The organism is Arcobacter acticola (assembly GCF_013177675.1).
In the GTDB taxonomy this organism is placed as follows: Bacteria; Campylobacterota; Campylobacteria; order Campylobacterales; family Arcobacteraceae; genus Aliarcobacter; species Aliarcobacter acticola.
On record NZ_CP042652.1, the window covers coordinates 2324244 to 2342179 of the forward strand.

Consider the following 17936-nt stretch of genomic DNA (forward strand, 5'->3'; position numbering starts at 1 on the left):
ATATTAGAACAAATTGTTATTTACCTCTAATATTTTGGATTATTTTTACATTATTTATGTATAATATTTACATAATTAATGTATAATTTAATCTTTTTGTAAGGAAATTTTCACAATAATGTAGTAACAAATAAATATACAGGAGCAAGAAAACATTAATTCAATAAATAAAAAACTTGTTATAAAGAATGTTTTTAAAGTCTTTGGAGAAAATCCTAAAAAAGCTTTAAAAATGCTAGAAAGCGGTTTATCTAAAGATGAAATCTTTAAGAAAACAGGAATGACAATAGGTGTTCAAGACGCTAGTTTTGAAATAAATGAAGGTGAAATTTTCGTAATTATGGGCTTATCGGGCTCAGGTAAATCTACGCTTGTAAGACTACTTAATAGATTGATTGAGCCAAGCTCAGGAAAAATCTATATTGATGAAACTGATGTAACAAATTTAAATGATAAAGAACTAATAGATATCAGAAGAAAAAAAATATCAATGGTTTTTCAATCTTTTGCACTGATGCCACATATGAATATTATAGATAATACATCTTTTGGATTAGAATTAAGTGGAATATCAAAAACAGAAAGATATACAGCTGCACAAAATGCCTTAGAGCAAGTGGGACTTGGCAATTATGCAGAATCTTATCCAGATGAATTAAGTGGTGGAATGCAACAAAGAGTTGGGCTTGCTAGAGCTTTAGCTAACAATCCTGATATTATGCTTATGGATGAAGCATTTTCAGCATTAGATCCATTAATTCGAACAGAAATGCAAGATGAACTTTTAGTGCTTCAAGAAAAAGCTAAAAGAACTATTGTCTTTATTTCACATGATTTAGATGAAGCAATAAGAATCGGTGACAGAATTGCTATTATGCAAAATGGTGAAGTTTGCCAAGTAGGAACTCCTGAAGAAATTATTAATCAACCTGCTAATGATTATGTTAGATCATTTTTTAAAGGTGTTGATGTAACTTCAGTTTTAACAGCATCACATATTGTTAAAAAATCACACTCTACAATCATAAATAAAGAAAGTACTGGAATAAAATCCGCTTTACAATATATATCAGATTTCGATGAAGACTACTGTTACTTTGTTGAGAAAAGTGGAAAATATATAGGATTACTTACCTTAGAATCATTGAAAAAACAACAAAAATCAAATGGTACTATTCATGATGCGATAATCAATGAACAAACTATTAATGAAAATCTTCCAATTTCTGAGTTTATATCAGATATTGCTAACAATATTTATCCTACTGCTGTTATTGATAATAATGGTAAATATAAAGGAACAATTTCTAAAAGTAGATTACTAAAAGTTTTTGATGAAGGAGTAGATAATGAGTAATGATCCATGGGGAAATGCCTCAACTGCACAAGAAAATAAAGAATCCTCTGTTAACTGGATGGAAGCTGAAACTAATGTTCCTATTGAAGAAGTGAAAGATTTTGATATATTAAATCCTTTTAAAGATGCAGTAATTCCTTTTGATGATTGGACAAATAAAGGGATTGACTGGCTTGTTGAAAATTTTAGAGAAGTTTTTTTAGCTGCTAAAGCACCTGTTGATATTGTATTAAGATCAATTGAAAGTTTTTTATTATTTTTAAATCCATATGTAGTGATTCTCTTTTTTATACTTTTAGCTTTACAATTTTCAACAAAAAAGCTAGCTCTTGGAACTTTGATTTCCTTTCTAATTATTGGATTTATTGGTGCTTGGGATGAAGCTATGATTACATTATCTTTAGTTATAACAGCTGTTCTTTTTTCTATAATAATAGGTCTTCCCCTTGGAATTTGGAGTGCAAGAAGTGATACTGTCAATAAAATACTAAGACCAATACTTGATGCAATGCAAACAACACCAGCTTTCGTATATTTGATTCCAATTGTAATGCTATTTGGAATTGGAAATGTACCTGGAGTAATTGTTACAATTATCTTTGCTCTTCCACCTTTGATTAGATTAACTAATTTAGGTATTAGACAAGTTCCTGCTGATTTAATCGAAGCTTCAAGATCATTTGGGGCAAGTTCTTCTCAAATGCTTTGGAAAGTTCAAATTCCTGTTGCTATGCCTACAATTATGGCAGGAGTAAATCAAACTCTTATGCTTGCACTTTCTATGGTAGTAATCGCATCAATGATTGCAGTTGGTGGTTTAGGACAAATGGTTTTAAGAGGAATTGGAAGATTGGATGTAGGACTTGCAGCTGTTGGTGGATTAGGTATTGTTTTATTAGCCGTAATCTTAGATAGATTAACCCAAGCAATGGGACAAAAAGATAAAAATGACAAAACTAAATGGTTTCAAAAAGGACCAATTGGTTTTATGTATAAATTAACAAATAAAGGAAAAAAATGATTAGTAAAAAAATATTAATAGGTGGATTAAGTTCATTACTACTTGCTTCAAGTTTATTTGGAGCAAAAGTTACGGCACTTAAATCAAATATTGCAGAAGAAACATTTCAAATGTTAGTAGTAAATGGAATTTTAGAAAAGATGGGTCATGAAATTGTAAGTACAAATGATGTGAATTATGATATCGCATTTCAAACAATTGCAAATAATGCAAATAGCGAAGATGTATATTTCCTAGCTTCTATGTGGGATCCTTTGCATAATTCAAAATTAGAAGCTCTAGGTGGAGATAAAAATATTGTTACATATGATAAATTTATTGCTAATTGTGCGCAAGGTTACCTAATTGATAAAAAAACTGCAGATAAATATAATATCAAATACTATAATGATCTTAAAAAACCAGAAATAGCTAAACTTTTTGATACTGATGGAAATGGAAAAGCAAACTTAACAGGATGTAATGCTGGTTGGGGATGTGAAAAAGTTATTGAACATCAATTAGATGCTTATAATTTGAGAGATACTGTTGAACATAATCAAGGTGAATATTCTGCATTAATTGCAAATACTATTGCAAATTACAAAACAGGTAAGCCAATTTTATATTACACTTGGACTCCATATTGGGTGAGTGGTAAATTAGTTCCTGGTAAAGATGTTGTATTTTTACAAGTAACTCATTCGGCTAATCCTAATACTCCTTCTACAAAACTTTCAAATGGTGCTGATTATGGATTTAATGTAAATAATCAAAGAATTGCTTCAAATGCAAGTGTAAAAACTAAGCATAAAGATATTGCGAAACTATTTGATATTATTAAATTAGATGTAAATGATATTAGTGGTCAAAACATGCTTATGGCAAATGGTCAAAATAAAGAAAAAGACATAGAAAGACACGTAAAACTTTGGTTAGAAAACAATTCAGAAAAAGTTGATGCTTGGATAAAAGAAGCTAAAGCTGCTAAATAAGTACTCATAAAACAAGAGTTATTCAACTCTTGTTTTACCTCCTTTAAATAATAACTCAAAATAATCTCAAATATTAAAGCTATAATTTTAAAAGCTAATGATGACTACGATCAACTTGAATATGTAAAAAACTACACATGCCCTATTCCAAAAGATACTGAGGTTTTAATTGAAGACGCACATAAAATTAATAGCTCTTTTACTAATAGCCAACTAGCTTCTTTTCCTTGTTCTTATTCAACTGCTGAAAATCTTTTAACAAGGGCCAATGTAAATCAAAATGATGTGGTTTTGATTTCAGGAGCTTCAGGTGGAGTTGGAAGTGCAGCAATTCAATTAGCTAAGGCAAGAGGTGCAAAAGTTATAGCCATAACTAGCCCTTCAAAATTTGATGAAATAAAATCATTAGGAGCTTCACAAGTTATCTCAAGACATGATGACATAGTTGAAGTCTTAGGAAAAAGTAGTATTAATGTAGTTATTGATTTAGTTGCAGGTGAAGCATGGGGTAAATTCTTAGAAGTTTTAAAACCCAAAGGAAGATATGCAGTTTCAGGAGCTATTGCTGGGCCTATAGTTGAACTTGATATTAGAACACTTTATTTAAAAGATTTAAGCTTTTTTGGTTGTACTGTTTTAGAAGCTGAAGTTTTTGGGAATTTGATAAAAAGAATTGAAAATAAAGATATTAAACCTTTAGTTGCAAAAATATATCCTTTAGAAAACATCGTTGATGCTCAAAAAGAATTTCTAAAAAAGAAACATATTGGAAAGATAGTTTTTTCAATATAATTTTGAAAATCTAATAAGCCAATCTTTATCATATATGCTGACTCACTAATAATCAAGAGCTAGTTTTATACCTAAGGCTGCTAGTAAAGTCCCGGCAACTCTATCAATATATTTTTTAAACCGTAAATAAATTTTTTGAGATTTTTGCGTAGATAATAAAACTACAACCAGACAATACCAAATTGCATCTATAAAAAAAGCAATCAAGCATAATAATAGTTCGCTATAAACAGGTAATTCTTTTGGTAATAATGCTGCAAAAATACTTCCTATTATAATTGCTGTTTTTGGATTACTGATTTGTGTTATAAAACCAAATAAAACCGCTTTAAAAAAACCTTTTTTACTTTGCTCTAGTTTCATATCCATTGATAATGATTCATGTGAGTATTTCCAAATTTTATATGCTAAATATATTAAATATATTCCACCTAAAAGTTTAAATATTCCATATAAAAAAGGCACTGTTTCAAATAAGGCATATAATCCAAAAATTGCTAATAATGTAAAGCAAACAGCTCCTATTGATAATCCAATAGAAACGCCAATTCCTTCATTAAAAGGCTTTGAAACAGCAGTTTTTGCAACAAGAATAAAACTAGGTCCTGGGCTCATTGTTCCAAACATAAAGACAATGGCAATCGCCAAAAGAAAAGAATATTCACCCATAAAATCAAACCTCTGTTTTTGTTTTATTATAGTATAAATTTTCTTATTTGTAAGAAGCCGAATATACTAATTCGTAAGAATGTGTATAAATTTCTACGATATTTCCAAATGGATCTTCACAATATACCATTTTATATGGTTTTTCACCTGGGAAATATTCCCTAATTGGCATTCTTTGTTTTCCACCTGCTGCTACAATTTTTTCAACTAATCCTTCAATATCTGGATCTTTTACACAAAAGTGGAAAATTCCTGTTTGATATGGATTGAATTCATGTTTTGGTGTTAAATTTTGAGGGAATTCAAATAACTCAATACCTATAGTATCACTTGTTGATAAGTGTGCTATTTTAAAACTTCCCCAACCTTTTCCAAAAACATCAATGCACATTTGACCAATTGCTGTACTATTTTCTTCTAAAACTTCTGTTGGGCCCATCATTATATACCAACCCATAACATCACTATAAAATTTCACTGCCTCTTCTAAATTTGGAACTGTTATTCCTATATGTGAAAAAGCTCTTGGATAATTACTCATTTTTTTTCCTCCTTTAATTTATGTTATAATTCAAGAAATAATAACTAGATAATAATACTTTTGGAAGACGTAACCTTTAAGTTATTAGGTTACCTAAAAGTTTCTCTTAGGAAATAATCTATTAGAAATAGTAATAAAAAATTTACAAATTTAGGAAAAAATATGACTAGAGGCAATGAAAAAATCTACAAATACAATGAAAAAGAGTATAAATGTCCATTGGAAGCATCAATGGATTTATTAGCAGGTAAATGGAGAGCTCTAATTATATGGCATTTAATAAAAGAAGATTTAAGATTTTCACAAATACAAAAAATAGTTCCTGGTATTTCAAAAAAAGTTTTATCTGAACATTTAAGAATTATGGAACAAAACGAGTTAATAGAAAGAACTGTATTTCCAGAAGTTCCACCTAGAGTTGAATACAATATTACAGCAAAAGGTAAAACACTTTTTGAGCCCTTAAATTATCTTGAAAATTGGGCTCGAAAAAATATGAAGAAAAAATAAATTTTAATATTTTTTTATAAACTAACAATATCTTCTAAATAAATTAATTTTCTGCATCTTTTCTTTTTCACTTCATCTAACAACTCGTGATGCTATAAGCTCTAATTTGATAAAATAGAATTCTTAAAAGAGTATCAAAATCAAAAGGTTTAATAATAATGAGTGAAAGTAAAGATTTTTTACGTACAATAGTTGAAGAAGACTTAAAGGCAGGGAAGTATAAAGAAGTAATTACAAGATTTCCACCGGAACCTAATGGATTTCCACACATTGGACATGCTAAATCTATTTGTATAAATTTTGGAATTGCAAAGGATTATAATGGTCATTGCAACCTTAGAATGGATGATACAAATCCAACTAAAGAAGATACAAAATATGTAGAAGCTTTAAAAGACGCTGTTCAATGGCTTGGATTTAACTGGGGAGAAAATGTATATTTTACTTCTGATTATTTTTCTAAAATATACGATTATGCAGTTAAACTAATTAAAATGAATAAAGCATATGTTGATAGCTTAACAGAAGAAGAAATAAGAGAATATCGTGGAACTGTTACACAAGCTGGAAAACGTAGCATTTATGCACAGCGTACAGTTGAAGAAAATCTAGACCTTTTAGAGCGAATGAAAAACGGTGAATTTAAAGATGGGGAACATGTATTAAGAGCAAAGATTGATATGAGTGCTGCTAATATGAAAATGAGAGATCCACTTTTATATAGAATCAGACATGCGCATCATTTCAGAACAGGCGATGATTGGTGTATTTATCCAATGTATGACTTTGCCCATTGTTTATCTGACTATATTGAAGGTGTTTCTCACTCTATTTGTACACTTGAATTTGAAAATAATCGAGATATTTATGATTGGTTACTAGATACTCTTGAGCTTAAATTACCTCGTCCTTATCAGCATGAGTTTGCAAGACTAGGAATTAACTACACTGTTATGAGTAAAAGAAAACTTTTAGACTTAGTTAATGGTGAGTATGTTAGTGGTTGGGATGACCCAAGAATGCCAACAATTGCTGGATATAAAAGAAGAGGATATACAAAAGAATCAATTTTAAACTTCTGTGACCAAATTGGAATTGCAAAAGCAAATTCAATGGTTGATGTTGCACAACTAGAATTTTGTATTAGGGATGATTTAAATCAAAAAGTACCTCGTGTATTATGTGTAATGGATCCACTAAAAGTAACAATTGAAAATTATGAAGGTAGTGAAGAAATTGATGCTCCATATTACCCTCATGATGTACCAAAAGATGGTTCAAGAAAATTACCTTTTTCTAAAGATATTTATATTGAAAGAGATGACTTTATGGAAAATCCTCCAAAAGGATACTTCCGTCTTACACCTGAACAACCTGTTCGTCTAAGACATGGTTATATAATTGCTTGTAAAGAGGTTATAAAAAACTTAGATGGAAAGATAATAGAAATTAAAGCAGAGTATTACCCTGAATCAAAAAGTGGCTCAGATACAAGCGGTATAAAAGTTAATAGTGCAATTCAATGGGTAAGTGCAAAAGAAGCAAAAACAGTAGAACTAAGAGTTTATGATAGATTATTCAAAAATGAAGCACCGGAAGGGTTAGAAGATTTAAATCCAGATTCTTTAAAAATTATCAAAAATGCACTTGTTGAACCTGCAGTTATTACAGATAAAATTGATGAGAGATTTCAGTTTGAAAGACAAGGATATTTTTATGCTGATCCTATTGATTATACAAATGAAAAACCAGTATTTAATAAAATTGTAGGATTAAAAGATTCTTGGGCTAAAAAAACAAAAATAGTAGAACCAGAAGTTAAAAATACGCAAAAAGTACAAATGCAAAAAGTACAAGTTGTAGGCTCTATGGAACCTATGAATGAAGATCAAAAAGCAGCATTTGAAAAATATACAAATACACTTGGATTAAATAGCGAAGTAGCAAATATTCTTGCAAGAGATGAACATCTTTCTCATTTCTATGAAGAAGCACAAATACTAGTTAATAGCCCTATAACATTAGCTAATATTGTTGTAAATGAAGTAGCTAGAGAATTAAAACAAATGGAATTAAGTCAAGTAAAATTTACTCCATCACAAATTGCAGAACTTGTTAAAATGATTGATGATGAAACTATTTCTAGTAAAATAGCTAAAGACGTATTTGAAGAGATGGTAAAATCTGGAATTAATCCAACACAAATTGTAAAAGATAAAGGATTAGTTCAAATAAGCGACCCTTCCGAAATTTCACCTATTATTGATGAGATAATTGCGAAAAACCCAGATAATGTTGCAAAATTCAAAGCAGGTAATACTAAACTATTAGGCTTCTTTGTAGGGCAAGTATTAAAAAGTACTGGTGGAAAAGCAAATCCACAAGTTGTAAATGAACTTGTAGCTCTTAAATTAAAATAAAAAACAAATAATCAGGCAAAAAAAAAGCTTAGTAGAAATACTAAGCTTTTTTTATATCAATTTTTTTAATCAAAAGATTATCTATGCATTCCATGACCTGGTCCACCATGATGGTGATGAAAAGGAAAACATCCGCTTATTATAAATGTTGTAAAAATTGTTAGAGTTAATAAAAATATTTTTTTCATAGTAAGTCCTTTATTTATTATTCAAAATTATTGCATAATCTTTTTAACGAAACATTAATAATAAATTTTTAAATGATAAATTATTTAGAATAGTTTTTAGGGGTTTTATTTGAAGTGGCTCCGGCACCTGGATTCGAACCAGGGACCAAATGATTAACAGTCATCTACTCTACCGCTGAGCTATGCCGGAACTTAAAAAGGTTTTGTATCTTAAATTTATAAATGGCTCCGGCACCTGGATTCGAACCAGGGACCAAATGATTAACAGTCATCTACTCTACCGCTGAGCTATGCCGGAATCTATAAATTTACATTAAATTGAAGTAATGGCTCCGGCACCTGGATTCGAACCAGGGACCAAATGATTAACAGTCATCTACTCTACCGCTGAGCTATGCCGGATTATATGACTTCAACTTTAATGGGTCCGAATTATAGTAAAAAATGACTTTATTGTCAAGGGTAAAAGAATCTATTTTTGTAAATTCTTATAAAACTCAACTCCACTACTGTTAACAAGAGAAATAAACTTATTTTCAAGTAAATCATTTAAGATTAATTTTGATTCTTCATCAAACATATTTTGTATATCTTCTTTAGTTAAAGGTCTTCTTTTTAACATTGACTTTATTTCATCTTTATCATAATATTGAATAGACTTTGGTCTATTTTTATATATGATATTGGTATTAATATTTTCAAATCTATCTGCAACGCTCTCTAAGAACTCATAAGAGACAGGTTTAACATCATATGCAGGCGGTCTATCAATTGTTCCTATATCAACTCTTTTTGGATTGATTTTCTTTACTGCATCATATAGTAAAACAATTTCATCTTCTTTATCATTTAAATCTTTTACAAACAATATTTCTAATACAAAATCATTTTTTGTCTCTATTGAAAAGTTAACCATTGAAGGAATAATTTTTTCTATTTCAACATTTTTATTTACTCTATCTAATTTTTTAAAACATTTCTCACTAACACAATCTAAAGATAATTTAACAGTATCAATTTTCAAAAGTGCATCATATATTTCTTTTTTATAAATTGTGCTTCCATTTGATAGAATCAAAGTTTTTGTATCACCTTTAATTTTATTAATTTCATCTATTAGTTCATTTAAGTTTGGATATAAAGTTGGTTCACCATTTGCTGTTAATGTAATCACATCAATTTTTGGATGTTTATCAAAACTCTCTTTTATTGCATTTATTATTTCAGTAATACTTGGATTAGTATCCATTTTATCAACTGTTTTTGCACCTTCAAGTTCACAATATAAACAATCAAAATTGCACTGTTTTTTAGAGGGAGATAAATCTACACCTAAAGATATACCAAATCTTCGAGAAGGAATTGGTCCAAAAATAATAGAGTTTGAATATGACATGATTTTTCTTTCCATAGAATAAGTAGGAGAGCTCCTACTTAATTTTTTGTTAGATTATTTTTTACTTACTCTTTGACACTCTTTTACAAAGTGAATAGCATTTTCAACAGGCACATCAGGAAGAATTCCATGCCCTAAATTAAAGATATGACCTTCCCCTTGCATTATATTCTGTAAAGCTTCAACACACATAGTTGTAGCTTCCTTTGAATATAATCTACATGGCTCCATATTTCCTTGAAGAACATATTTACTTCCAAGTTTTTCTTTTGCAAGAGCCATAGGTGTTCCCCAATCTACACCAAATACATCAAAGTTTCCATATACTTTATCTAAAAATGCTGGGATTCCTTTTGGGAACATAATAACTGGAATATGAGGATATTTTTCTTTTAAATATTCTGCAATTTCAACCATATAAGACCATGAAAATTCATCATATCTAGCTGGTTCTATTGCTGCTGCCCATGAATCAAAGATTTGAACAACATCTGCACCTGCAAGTATTTGTTTTTCCATATAAAACTTCACAACTTCAGTTACTTTTCTTAGTATTTTATGTAAAAGTTCAGGATTTGAATACATCATTTTTTTACAAATATTGTATGTTTTTGTCCCCTGCCCTTCAATCATATACGTAGCAAGAGTCCAAGGTGCTCCTGTAAAGCCTATAAGTGCTTTATCATCTGGTAATTGTTGTTTTAATAACTTGATTGTTTCATAAACGTAAGTTAACTTATCAGCAGCAGCCTCACCACCAAGTAATGCATCAACATCAGCTTCAGTAACAATAGGATCTTTAAAAAGAGGACCTTCCCCTTTGATAAAATCTAAATGCATTCCCATTTCATTTGGAATTACTAAAATATCAGAAAATAAAATAGCTGCATCAACTCCAACTATATCTAAAGGCTGAATTGTAACTTCAGCAGCAAGTTCTGGATTATGACAAAGATTTAAAAAGTTCCCAGCTTGAGCTCTTACTTTCATATATTCAGGAAGATATCTTCCTGCTTGTCTCATCATCCATACAGGTGTATAGGGAGTTGGTTTTCTAAAACATGCATCTACAAATATTTTTGACATTTTTTATCCTTAAAATAGTCCCTATTCCAAGGGACTAATATTTATATATTTACTTTTTCAAAAGTAACAAAAAATTTAATGTTTTCCTACTTTTCCTAAAAAGAAAAGTCCTGCTGATAATATTCCAATTGATAATGCAAAATAAAGCATTTGTAATGCTCCATCATAACTTGTATGTAATACCTTTTGGAAAAAACTAACAATTAATACCATTACAATAACTTTTGCTATTTTATCTTTTAATTGATCTAAAGAGTGAATAGCTAGGATATTATTCCCTGATTTACTATTTTCAGCCGCATCAATTTTTGAAATAAATAGTTCATATAAACCAAAAGCAAAAATTAACATAACAACTGCAATCAAATATAAATCAACCGCACCAATAATTTTACTTACAATCTCTTCATGAAAATTTTCGGGATGTAAGCCATTTAAATATACATCTAATGTATAAACTAAAACTTCAAAAATATCTACTGAAGCTACAATAAAAAGTATTATAGCTCCAATAAGCCCAAAAACGACTGGGAACAAGACAAAAAGCCTTGTTTTCCACATTGCATTTTCAAAAAATTTTTCTAACATTTAGATTTCATTTTCCAAAGCGATCCATTTAAGACCAATTCTTACTGCATTTGTTGCAGCTCCAACTCTTACTTGATCAGCTACGTTAAAATAATGAATTACATTTGGTGAATAAATATCTTTTCTAATTCTTCCAACATAAGTAATATCTGTGTCAGTTGAAATAATTGGCATTGGATATCTATTATTTGCTAAGTCATCTATAACTTCAACATTTTCAAAATTATTTAATACTTCTCTTACTTTTTCAACATCAACATCAACATTTTCATTAAATGTAACTGTTAGTGATTCACTGTGAGATCTTAAAACTGGTACTCTTACACAAGTTGCTGCAATTTGCATTTCTTTGTGCATAATTTTTTGAGTTTCTTTTACCATTTTCATCTCTTCTTTAGTAAATCCATTATCAGTGGCAACATCAATTTGAGGGATTACATTAAGTGCAATCTGATGAGGGAAAGCTTTAACATCTGATTCATCTAATTTAAATGCAAAGAATGCTTGCATTTGTTTTACAAGCTCTTCCATACCTTTTTTCCCAGCACCTGAAACTGCTTGATAAGTTGAAACATCAACTCTTTTAATTCCATATAATTCATCTAATGGTTTTAATGATAAAACCATTTGAATAGTTGAACAATTTGGATTTGCAATAATTCCTGTTTCTCTCCATAGTTTTATATCTTCTGGATTTACTTCAGGAACAACTAAAGGAACTTTTGGGTCCATTCTAAAGTGACTTGTATTATCAATTACAACAGCACCTGCCTCAACTGCAAATTTTGCAAATTGCTCTGAAACACTTCCCCCTGCACTAAAAAATGCGATTTCCACATCATTTTCTTCAAAACAAGTTTCAGTTAATTCTAAAACTGTAATCTCTTTGTTCATAAATTCGATTTTTGAACCAGCACTTCTTGAACTTGCTAATGGTATTAATTTATTAATAGGGAAGTTATATTCTTCTAAAACTCTAAATAACTCTTCACCAACTGCACCAGTAGCTCCAACAACTGCAACATTAAACTTTCTCATTTTTCTACTCTTCCTCTTCTTCTAAATTATCTTTTTCTACAATATCTAACAGTGTAGATGGTTTATTTACTTCAGGACTAACTGAAATTGATTCTAAAATTTCACCATCTTCTGTATATCTTATAATATTTCCATTTTCGTCTAATTCAATTTCTTCATCTTCTTTTGGACATTTAGCAATAGATACAACTTTATCATTTTTATCAACATTTACGATAATTACACCAGCTGTATTTCTTCCTGCTTTTCTAATTGCTTGCATATCAACTCTAATCATTTTTCCAATTGAAGTTAATAACATTAAGTCTTGAGTATCATCTACTAGAACTTCTCCAACAACATTACCTGTTTTTGGTGATAATTTCATTGATATAACTCCAGAACCTGCTCTATTTGTAAGTCTATATTCACTTACTGTTGTTCTTTTTCCAATACCTTTTTCAGATACTGTTAATAATTCTTGTTCTTCATTACTTACAACATCCGCATCTACAACAAAGTCAATATCATGTTTGAACTTGATACCTCTAACCCCTCTTGTGCTTCTTCCTTGATCTCTTGTTTTCTCGATTTCAAATCTGATACATTGTCCCATACTTGTAAAAATCATTAAATATTGTGTTTCAACATCAGCAATTTTTGCAGTTACAATTTCATCTAAATCATCAAGTACAATTGCTCTTACACCATTTGATCTAATGTTAGAGAATTCACTTAATGAAGTTCTTTTAATTACACCATTTCTTGTAAAGAATACTAATGATTTTGATTCATCAAAATCAGGTGTTGGAATTATTTCCATAATTTTTTCATCAGGTCTTAAATTGATTAAGTTAACTACCGCTTTACCTTTTGCTGTTCTACTTCCTTCAGGAATTTTGTAAACTTTCAACCAGTATAATTGTCCCATATTTGTAACAAACATCAAAGTATCGTGAGTATTACTAACAAAGAATTTCTCAATAAAGTCATCATCGTGAGTAGTAACGGCTACTTTACCTTTTCCACCACGTCTTTGTTTTTCATAAGATTTAATTGGAACTCTTTTTACATAACCATTATGAGTAATTGTAACTACCATTGGTTCATTTGGAATTAAATCTTCAATATCGATTTCGTCATAAGAATCTTCAATATCAGTTCTTCTATCACTTGAGAATCTTTCTTGAATTTCTGTTAATTCTTCTTTGATAATCTCATTTAATTTATCTTCAGATTTTAAAATAGATTCAAGTTCAGCAATTAATATCATTAATTCTTGATATTCAGCTTCTAATTTATCCCTTTGAAGACCTGTTAATCTTCCTAATCTCATATCTAAAATAGCTTGAGATTGAATAGGACTTAATCCAAATCTGTTTTGTAAACTATCTTTTGCTTCTTGATCATTAGCACTTGCTCGAATGATTTTTACAACTTCATCGATATTATCTAAGGCAATTTTTAAACCTTCTAAAATATGGGCTCTAGCTTTCGCTTTTTCTAAATCAAAAATTGTTCTTCTAATAATTACAGTTTTTCTATGAGATAAGAAAATATTTAATAATTGTGGTAAATTAAATACTTTTGGTTCTTTGTTATAAACAGCTAATAAAATAATACCAAATGTGGTTTCCATAGGTGTTGATTTGTATAAGTTATTTAATACTATTTCACTCATAGCATCTTTTTTAAGCTCAATTACAACTCTGATACCTTCTCTATCTGACTCATCTCTAACTTCAGAAATACCATCGATTTGCTTATCTTTTGCAAGAGTTGCAATAAGTTCTATTAATCTTGATTTATTAACTTGATAAGGTAATTCATCAAGAACAATAATCTCTTTTTTCCCTCTTGTTTCAATATGATGTTTAGCTCTTATTCTTACTCGACCTCGACCTGTATTATAAGCATCAATAATTCCACGTCTTCCAAAGATTGTTCCACCTGTTGGAAAATCTGGTCCTTTAATAAATTGCATTAATTCATCTGCTGTAACATCTGGATTATCAATCGTATATAAAACAGCTTCTAAAAGCTCATTTATATTATGTGGAGGAATTTTTGTAGCCATACCAACAGCGATTCCTTCACTTCCATTTAATAAAAGGGTTGGTACACGAGTAGGAAGAACAGATGGTTCTTTCATTGTATCATCGTAGTTAGGAGTAAAATTAACTGTATCTTTATCTAAATCTCTTAGTACCTCTTCAGCTATTTTTGTCATTCTAGCTTCTGTATATCTCATAGCAGCTGCACTATCACCATCAATAGAACCGAAGTTTCCTTGACCATCTACTAATGGAGCTCTCATTGAGAATGTTTGAGCCATTCTAACTAAAGCATCATAAACAGAAGTATCCCCGTGTGGGTGGTACTTACCAATAACATCTCCAACAATTCTTGCTGATTTCTTGTAAGCTGATTTTGAAGTAATATTCAAATCATGCATTGCAAATAGAATTCTTCTATGCACAGGCTTTAAACCATCTTTTGCATCTGGTAATGCACGACCAATAATAACACTCATAGAGTAATCTAAATACGAAGCTTTAACTGAGTTCTCAATATTTATGTCTATAATATCTTGATTTTCGAAAAGGTTTTCCATAAAAAAAGGCCTTTGTAATATAAAATTGTATTATTTTATCTAAAAAGGACTTAGTATAAGTTGTAATAGATTTTTTTACTAAAAAAAAAGGGATAAAAGTCGAAACTTTTATCCCTTTATATGAACTTTATTTGAAAATTAGTTTTATGCTTTGTAATTAACTAATATAGAATAAATTTCATCTTTTAATTTTAACTTTTCTTTTTTCTTAGATTCAATTTCAAACTGATCTGCGTGAGATTTCTCAAGTTTTGCAATTGAGTCATCTAAAGCATTATGTGCTTCAAAAAGTTTATGGAAATGCCCATCTTTTTGTTTTAGTTCTGTGATTAGATCTCTATATTCATGAAACATTTTACATCCTGTTAATTTAATTTAGTCTTATTATACTCTTGGACTACTTAATATTTTATAAAATTATTAAATTAACTTCGATAGTCCGCATTAATTTTCACATACTCATAACCTAAGTCACAACCGTATGCTGTAAATTTTCCATCACCTAAACCAATATCACAAATTATTTTGTATTTATCTTTTTTAAGAACTTCACCAGCTTGTGCTTCAGTGTTTGCATCAAAACAAATTTCACCTTTATTAAATACAACAACATCATTATAAGATATAACTAGTTTTTCATCATCACAATCAATTCTTGAAGCACCAATTGTTGAAGCTATTCTTCCAAAATTTGGATCTTCTCCAAAAAGTGCTGTTTTTACTAGTAATGAATTAGATAGTGCTTTTGCAGCAATCATAGCTTGCTCATTTGTAGCTGCGTTTATAACTTCAAAAGCAGCTACTTTATTTGCACCTTCACCATCTGCTACCATTAACATAGCCATATCAAACATTACTAATCTTAGAACTTCTGCAAATGCTTCTTTATCATATGCATTTGAGTTTCCATTAGCTAAAACCATAACTGTATCATTTGTTGAAGTATCACCATCAACTGATATTGCATTAAAAGTTGTTTCACTATTTATTTTTAAAGCTTCCATAATATCAGAATAAGGAGCAGCTGCATCTGTACAAATAAAACAAAGCATAGTTGCAAGATTTGGGTTTATCATTCCAGCACCTTTTGCAACTGCACCTATTTTGAATGAGCTTCCATTTTCAAGTTTTACTTCATACATACAAGATTTAGCATAGGCATCAGTTGTCATAATTGCTTTTGAAAGATTTTCCCCACTTTTTGCACTTAAGTTAAATCTTTTCGCACCTGCAACTAATTTTTCTATAGGTAATCTGTTTCCAATTACACCTGTTGAACTCATAATTGGATTTACCAATTTCAAAGAGCCAAAATCTAATTGAGAAAATAAAGTATCAATATCAGCAATACCTTTTCTTCCTGTTAATGCATTTGCATTTTTAGAATTGATTAAAACAAAATTTGTTTTAAAATCTTCGTCATATTGTAAAAAATGCTTTAAAGGAGCAGCTTGAAATTTATTTTCTGTAAAAATAGCAGCAACAGTACAAGGTTTATCACTATAAATAAATCCTAAATCATTATTTCCATTTGGCTTAAGTCCAGCATGAATTCCATCACAATAAAATCCATCTATTTGATCAAAGTAACCTTTAATTGGCAAAATTGTAAACATTTTTATATATCCTCTGGTTGTTTAGTTAAATTTATAATTCTTTTAGCTCTAGCAATACCTTTTTGCGATCCAACTAACAATAACTTGCAATTTGCATTTATTGACATTGTTCCCTTTGGCATTTGAATAAACTTGCCTTTTTCTTCTGTAATTCCTATAATTGAAACTTTCAATCTATCTCTTAAATGTAAATCTTTTATTTCTCTATTTACTGTCCACGATTGTTCATCAACAAATACTTCTTCCATATCAATAGGAGTATCTCTTTTATATAAAAATTCATCTAAAACATTTTCCATATCAGGTCTTATTGCCATTGCACTTACTCTTTTTGCCATAAGTGATGGAGTTGCAACAACTTTGTCAGCTCCAAGTTTCATAAGTCTGATTTTTTCATTTTGTGTTTCTGCATTTGAAATAATTAAAAAAGGACTTCTACCTAACTCTTTTTCATAAAGTCTTACAGATGCTATTAATGTAATATTATCTGAAATATTTTTTGATAAAGATATTGCACCTTTAGCAGAAGATAAATGTGACTTCAAAAAAGCCGTTTCTTTATAGGGTTCATCTTTTACATAATATGGATAGCCATTTTCTTTTGCAATTTCTTCAATTTCTTCAGATGGGTCAACAACTACAAATGGAATATGATTTTCCCTAAATTGTTTAGCTAATTGTGCAGTATATTCATTATGATAAAAAATTACAAAATGTCTTCTTAGTCTTGCTATTTTATAAAGCATTTTTCTTTCCTTTAGTAATTCACGCAAAGGTCCATTTGAAATAACATCGATTACAATACCTACAGCGAAAATTAAACTCGCAAACCCAGCTAACATTAACCATACAGTAAATACTATTGTTTCATTTTTAAAATTTGATTCGTTTAATGCCCCAAATCCCGTATTTGTAAGTGTATATGCTGATTGAAAAATTGCATGCATTATTGTGTAGTCTTCAAGATAAACATATCCTAAAGTCCCTATCATCATAACAATTTGAATTAATATTAAGGGTAACCTTAAAGGTTTAAGTTGTGAGTATATTAGTGGATTTAAATCGTATTGAGGTTTGACTGTTCTAATTTCCCAGCCGATGGCCCTCTTCACCCTAGTAAAGATGCTCATGAAAGCACTTTTCTAGC

General features: G+C 29.7%; 16 protein-coding genes and 3 tRNA genes. 6 read left to right on the forward strand and 13 right to left on the reverse strand.

The window, feature by feature from the left end; translation table 11 throughout:
* Positions 1–232: 232 nt before the first annotated feature.
* From proV to AACT_RS11925, 4 genes are all read left to right on the forward strand, one after another.
* Positions 233–1357 (forward strand): glycine betaine/L-proline ABC transporter ATP-binding protein ProV, encoded by a 1125-nt coding sequence (proV, locus tag AACT_RS11910; protein WP_237682639.1) that lies wholly within the window; start codon positions 233–235, stop codon positions 1355–1357.
* Positions 1350–2378 (forward strand): glycine betaine/L-proline ABC transporter permease ProW, encoded by a 1029-nt coding sequence (gene proW / locus AACT_RS11915; protein ID WP_172127169.1) that lies wholly within the window; start codon positions 1350–1352, stop codon positions 2376–2378. The genes proV and proW overlap by 8 nt, the downstream gene beginning before the upstream one ends.
* The gene (gene proX / locus AACT_RS11920) at positions 2375–3352 is read left to right on the forward strand and encodes a glycine betaine/L-proline ABC transporter substrate-binding protein ProX (protein ID WP_172127171.1); all 978 of its coding nucleotides are present in this window, start codon (positions 2375–2377) and stop codon (positions 3350–3352) included. The genes proW and proX overlap by 4 nt, the downstream gene beginning before the upstream one ends.
* A gap of 291 nt (positions 3353–3643) precedes the next feature.
* Entirely contained in the window at positions 3644–4144 is a 501-nt protein-coding gene (locus AACT_RS11925) for a zinc-binding dehydrogenase (protein ID WP_216658200.1), read from the forward strand.
* Positions 4145–4189: 45 nt separating this feature from the next.
* Here the strand turns inward: AACT_RS11925 and AACT_RS11930 are convergent, their stop codons facing one another.
* Positions 4190–4813: a LysE family translocator gene (locus tag AACT_RS11930; protein ID WP_172127173.1), complete on the reverse strand. Its 624-nt coding sequence runs from the start codon at positions 4811–4813 to the stop codon at positions 4190–4192.
* A 43-nt stretch (positions 4814–4856) separates the two neighbouring features.
* Positions 4857–5354 carry a lactoylglutathione lyase family protein gene (locus AACT_RS11935; RefSeq protein ID WP_172127175.1) on the reverse strand — a complete coding sequence of 166 codons (498 nt, stop codon included), beginning with the start codon at positions 5352–5354 and terminating at the stop codon, positions 4857–4859.
* 162 nt (positions 5355–5516) lie between these two features.
* Here AACT_RS11935 and AACT_RS11940 point away from each other — a divergent pair, with 162 nt between their 5' ends.
* Both AACT_RS11940 and AACT_RS11945 read left to right on the forward strand, forming a co-directional pair.
* The gene (locus AACT_RS11940) at positions 5517–5864 is read left to right on the forward strand and encodes a winged helix-turn-helix transcriptional regulator (protein WP_228720485.1); all 348 of its coding nucleotides are present in this window, start codon (positions 5517–5519) and stop codon (positions 5862–5864) included.
* Positions 5865–6022: 158 nt separating this feature from the next.
* Positions 6023–8284, forward strand: a complete 2262-nt coding sequence (locus AACT_RS11945; RefSeq protein ID WP_172127177.1) for a glutamine--tRNA ligase/YqeY domain fusion protein — start codon at positions 6023–6025, stop codon at positions 8282–8284.
* 303 nt (positions 8285–8587) lie between these two features.
* On the opposite strand, the gene AACT_RS11950 is transcribed toward AACT_RS11945, so the two are convergent.
* The 11 genes from AACT_RS11950 to AACT_RS12000 all read right to left on the reverse strand — a co-directional run bounded on the left by AACT_RS11950 (position 8588) and on the right by AACT_RS12000 (position 17919).
* A tRNA-Asn gene (locus AACT_RS11950) sits at positions 8588–8662 on the reverse strand.
* Positions 8663–8695: 33 nt separating this feature from the next.
* Positions 8696–8770, reverse strand: a tRNA-Asn gene (locus tag AACT_RS11955).
* Between the two features lie 29 nt (positions 8771–8799).
* Positions 8800–8874 (reverse strand) — tRNA-Asn (locus AACT_RS11960).
* A gap of 70 nt (positions 8875–8944) precedes the next feature.
* Positions 8945–9868, reverse strand: coding sequence for a radical SAM protein (locus AACT_RS11965; protein ID WP_172127179.1), 924 nt, complete (start codon positions 9866–9868; stop codon positions 8945–8947).
* Between the two features lie 54 nt (positions 9869–9922).
* Complete coding sequence (gene hemE, locus AACT_RS11970; protein ID WP_172127181.1) at positions 9923–10954, reverse strand: uroporphyrinogen decarboxylase; 1032 nt, start codon at positions 10952–10954, stop codon at positions 9923–9925.
* Positions 10955–11029: 75 nt separating this feature from the next.
* A complete protein-coding gene (locus AACT_RS11975) occupies positions 11030–11542 on the reverse strand; it encodes a YqhA family protein (RefSeq protein WP_172127183.1) in 513 nt (170 codons plus the stop codon).
* Positions 11543–12580 carry an aspartate-semialdehyde dehydrogenase gene (locus AACT_RS11980; RefSeq protein ID WP_172127185.1) on the reverse strand — a complete coding sequence of 346 codons (1038 nt, stop codon included), beginning with the start codon at positions 12578–12580 and terminating at the stop codon, positions 11543–11545.
* Positions 12581–12584: 4 nt separating this feature from the next.
* Entirely contained in the window at positions 12585–15173 is a 2589-nt protein-coding gene (gyrA, locus tag AACT_RS11985; RefSeq protein WP_172127187.1) for a DNA gyrase subunit A, read from the reverse strand.
* A gap of 144 nt (positions 15174–15317) precedes the next feature.
* Positions 15318–15527, reverse strand: a complete 210-nt coding sequence (locus tag AACT_RS11990; RefSeq protein WP_172127189.1) for an HP1242/YdcH family protein — start codon at positions 15525–15527, stop codon at positions 15318–15320.
* Between the two features lie 71 nt (positions 15528–15598).
* A complete protein-coding gene (argJ, locus tag AACT_RS11995) occupies positions 15599–16789 on the reverse strand; it encodes a bifunctional glutamate N-acetyltransferase/amino-acid acetyltransferase ArgJ (RefSeq protein WP_172127191.1) in 1191 nt (396 codons plus the stop codon).
* A gap of 2 nt (positions 16790–16791) precedes the next feature.
* Positions 16792–17919: a potassium channel family protein gene (locus AACT_RS12000; protein ID WP_172127193.1), complete on the reverse strand. Its 1128-nt coding sequence runs from the start codon at positions 17917–17919 to the stop codon at positions 16792–16794.
* Between the last annotated feature and the right edge of the window lie 17 nt (positions 17920–17936).

Bases quoted from the DNA above. Each gene is read 5' to 3' on its own strand.
- proV (WP_237682639.1), top strand. From the start codon at position 233: ATGCTAGAAAGCGGTTTATCTAAAGATGAAATCTTTAAGAAAACAGGA.
- proW (WP_172127169.1), top strand. From the start codon at position 1,350: ATGAGTAATGATCCATGGGGAAATGCCTCAACTGCACAAGAAAATAAA.
- proX (WP_172127171.1), top strand. From the start codon at position 2,375: ATGATTAGTAAAAAAATATTAATAGGTGGATTAAGTTCATTACTACTT.
- AACT_RS11930 (WP_172127173.1), bottom strand. From the start codon at position 4,813: ATGGGTGAATATTCTTTTCTTTTGGCGATTGCCATTGTCTTTATGTTT.
- AACT_RS11935 (WP_172127175.1), bottom strand. From the start codon at position 5,354: ATGAGTAATTATCCAAGAGCTTTTTCACATATAGGAATAACAGTTCCA.
- AACT_RS11940 (WP_228720485.1), top strand. From the start codon at position 5,517: ATGACTAGAGGCAATGAAAAAATCTACAAATACAATGAAAAAGAGTAT.
- AACT_RS11945 (WP_172127177.1), top strand. From the start codon at position 6,023: ATGAGTGAAAGTAAAGATTTTTTACGTACAATAGTTGAAGAAGACTTA.
- AACT_RS11965 (WP_172127179.1), bottom strand. From the start codon at position 9,868: ATGTCATATTCAAACTCTATTATTTTTGGACCAATTCCTTCTCGAAGA.
- hemE (WP_172127181.1), bottom strand. From the start codon at position 10,954: ATGTCAAAAATATTTGTAGATGCATGTTTTAGAAAACCAACTCCCTAT.
- AACT_RS11975 (WP_172127183.1), bottom strand. From the start codon at position 11,542: ATGTTAGAAAAATTTTTTGAAAATGCAATGTGGAAAACAAGGCTTTTT.
- AACT_RS11980 (WP_172127185.1), bottom strand. From the start codon at position 12,580: ATGAGAAAGTTTAATGTTGCAGTTGTTGGAGCTACTGGTGCAGTTGGT.
- gyrA (WP_172127187.1), bottom strand. From the start codon at position 15,173: ATGGAAAACCTTTTCGAAAATCAAGATATTATAGACATAAATATTGAG.
- AACT_RS11990 (WP_172127189.1), bottom strand. From the start codon at position 15,527: ATGTTTCATGAATATAGAGATCTAATCACAGAACTAAAACAAAAAGAT.
- argJ (WP_172127191.1), bottom strand. From the start codon at position 16,789: ATGTTTACAATTTTGCCAATTAAAGGTTACTTTGATCAAATAGATGGA.
- AACT_RS12000 (WP_172127193.1), bottom strand. From the start codon at position 17,919: ATGAGCATCTTTACTAGGGTGAAGAGGGCCATCGGCTGGGAAATTAGA.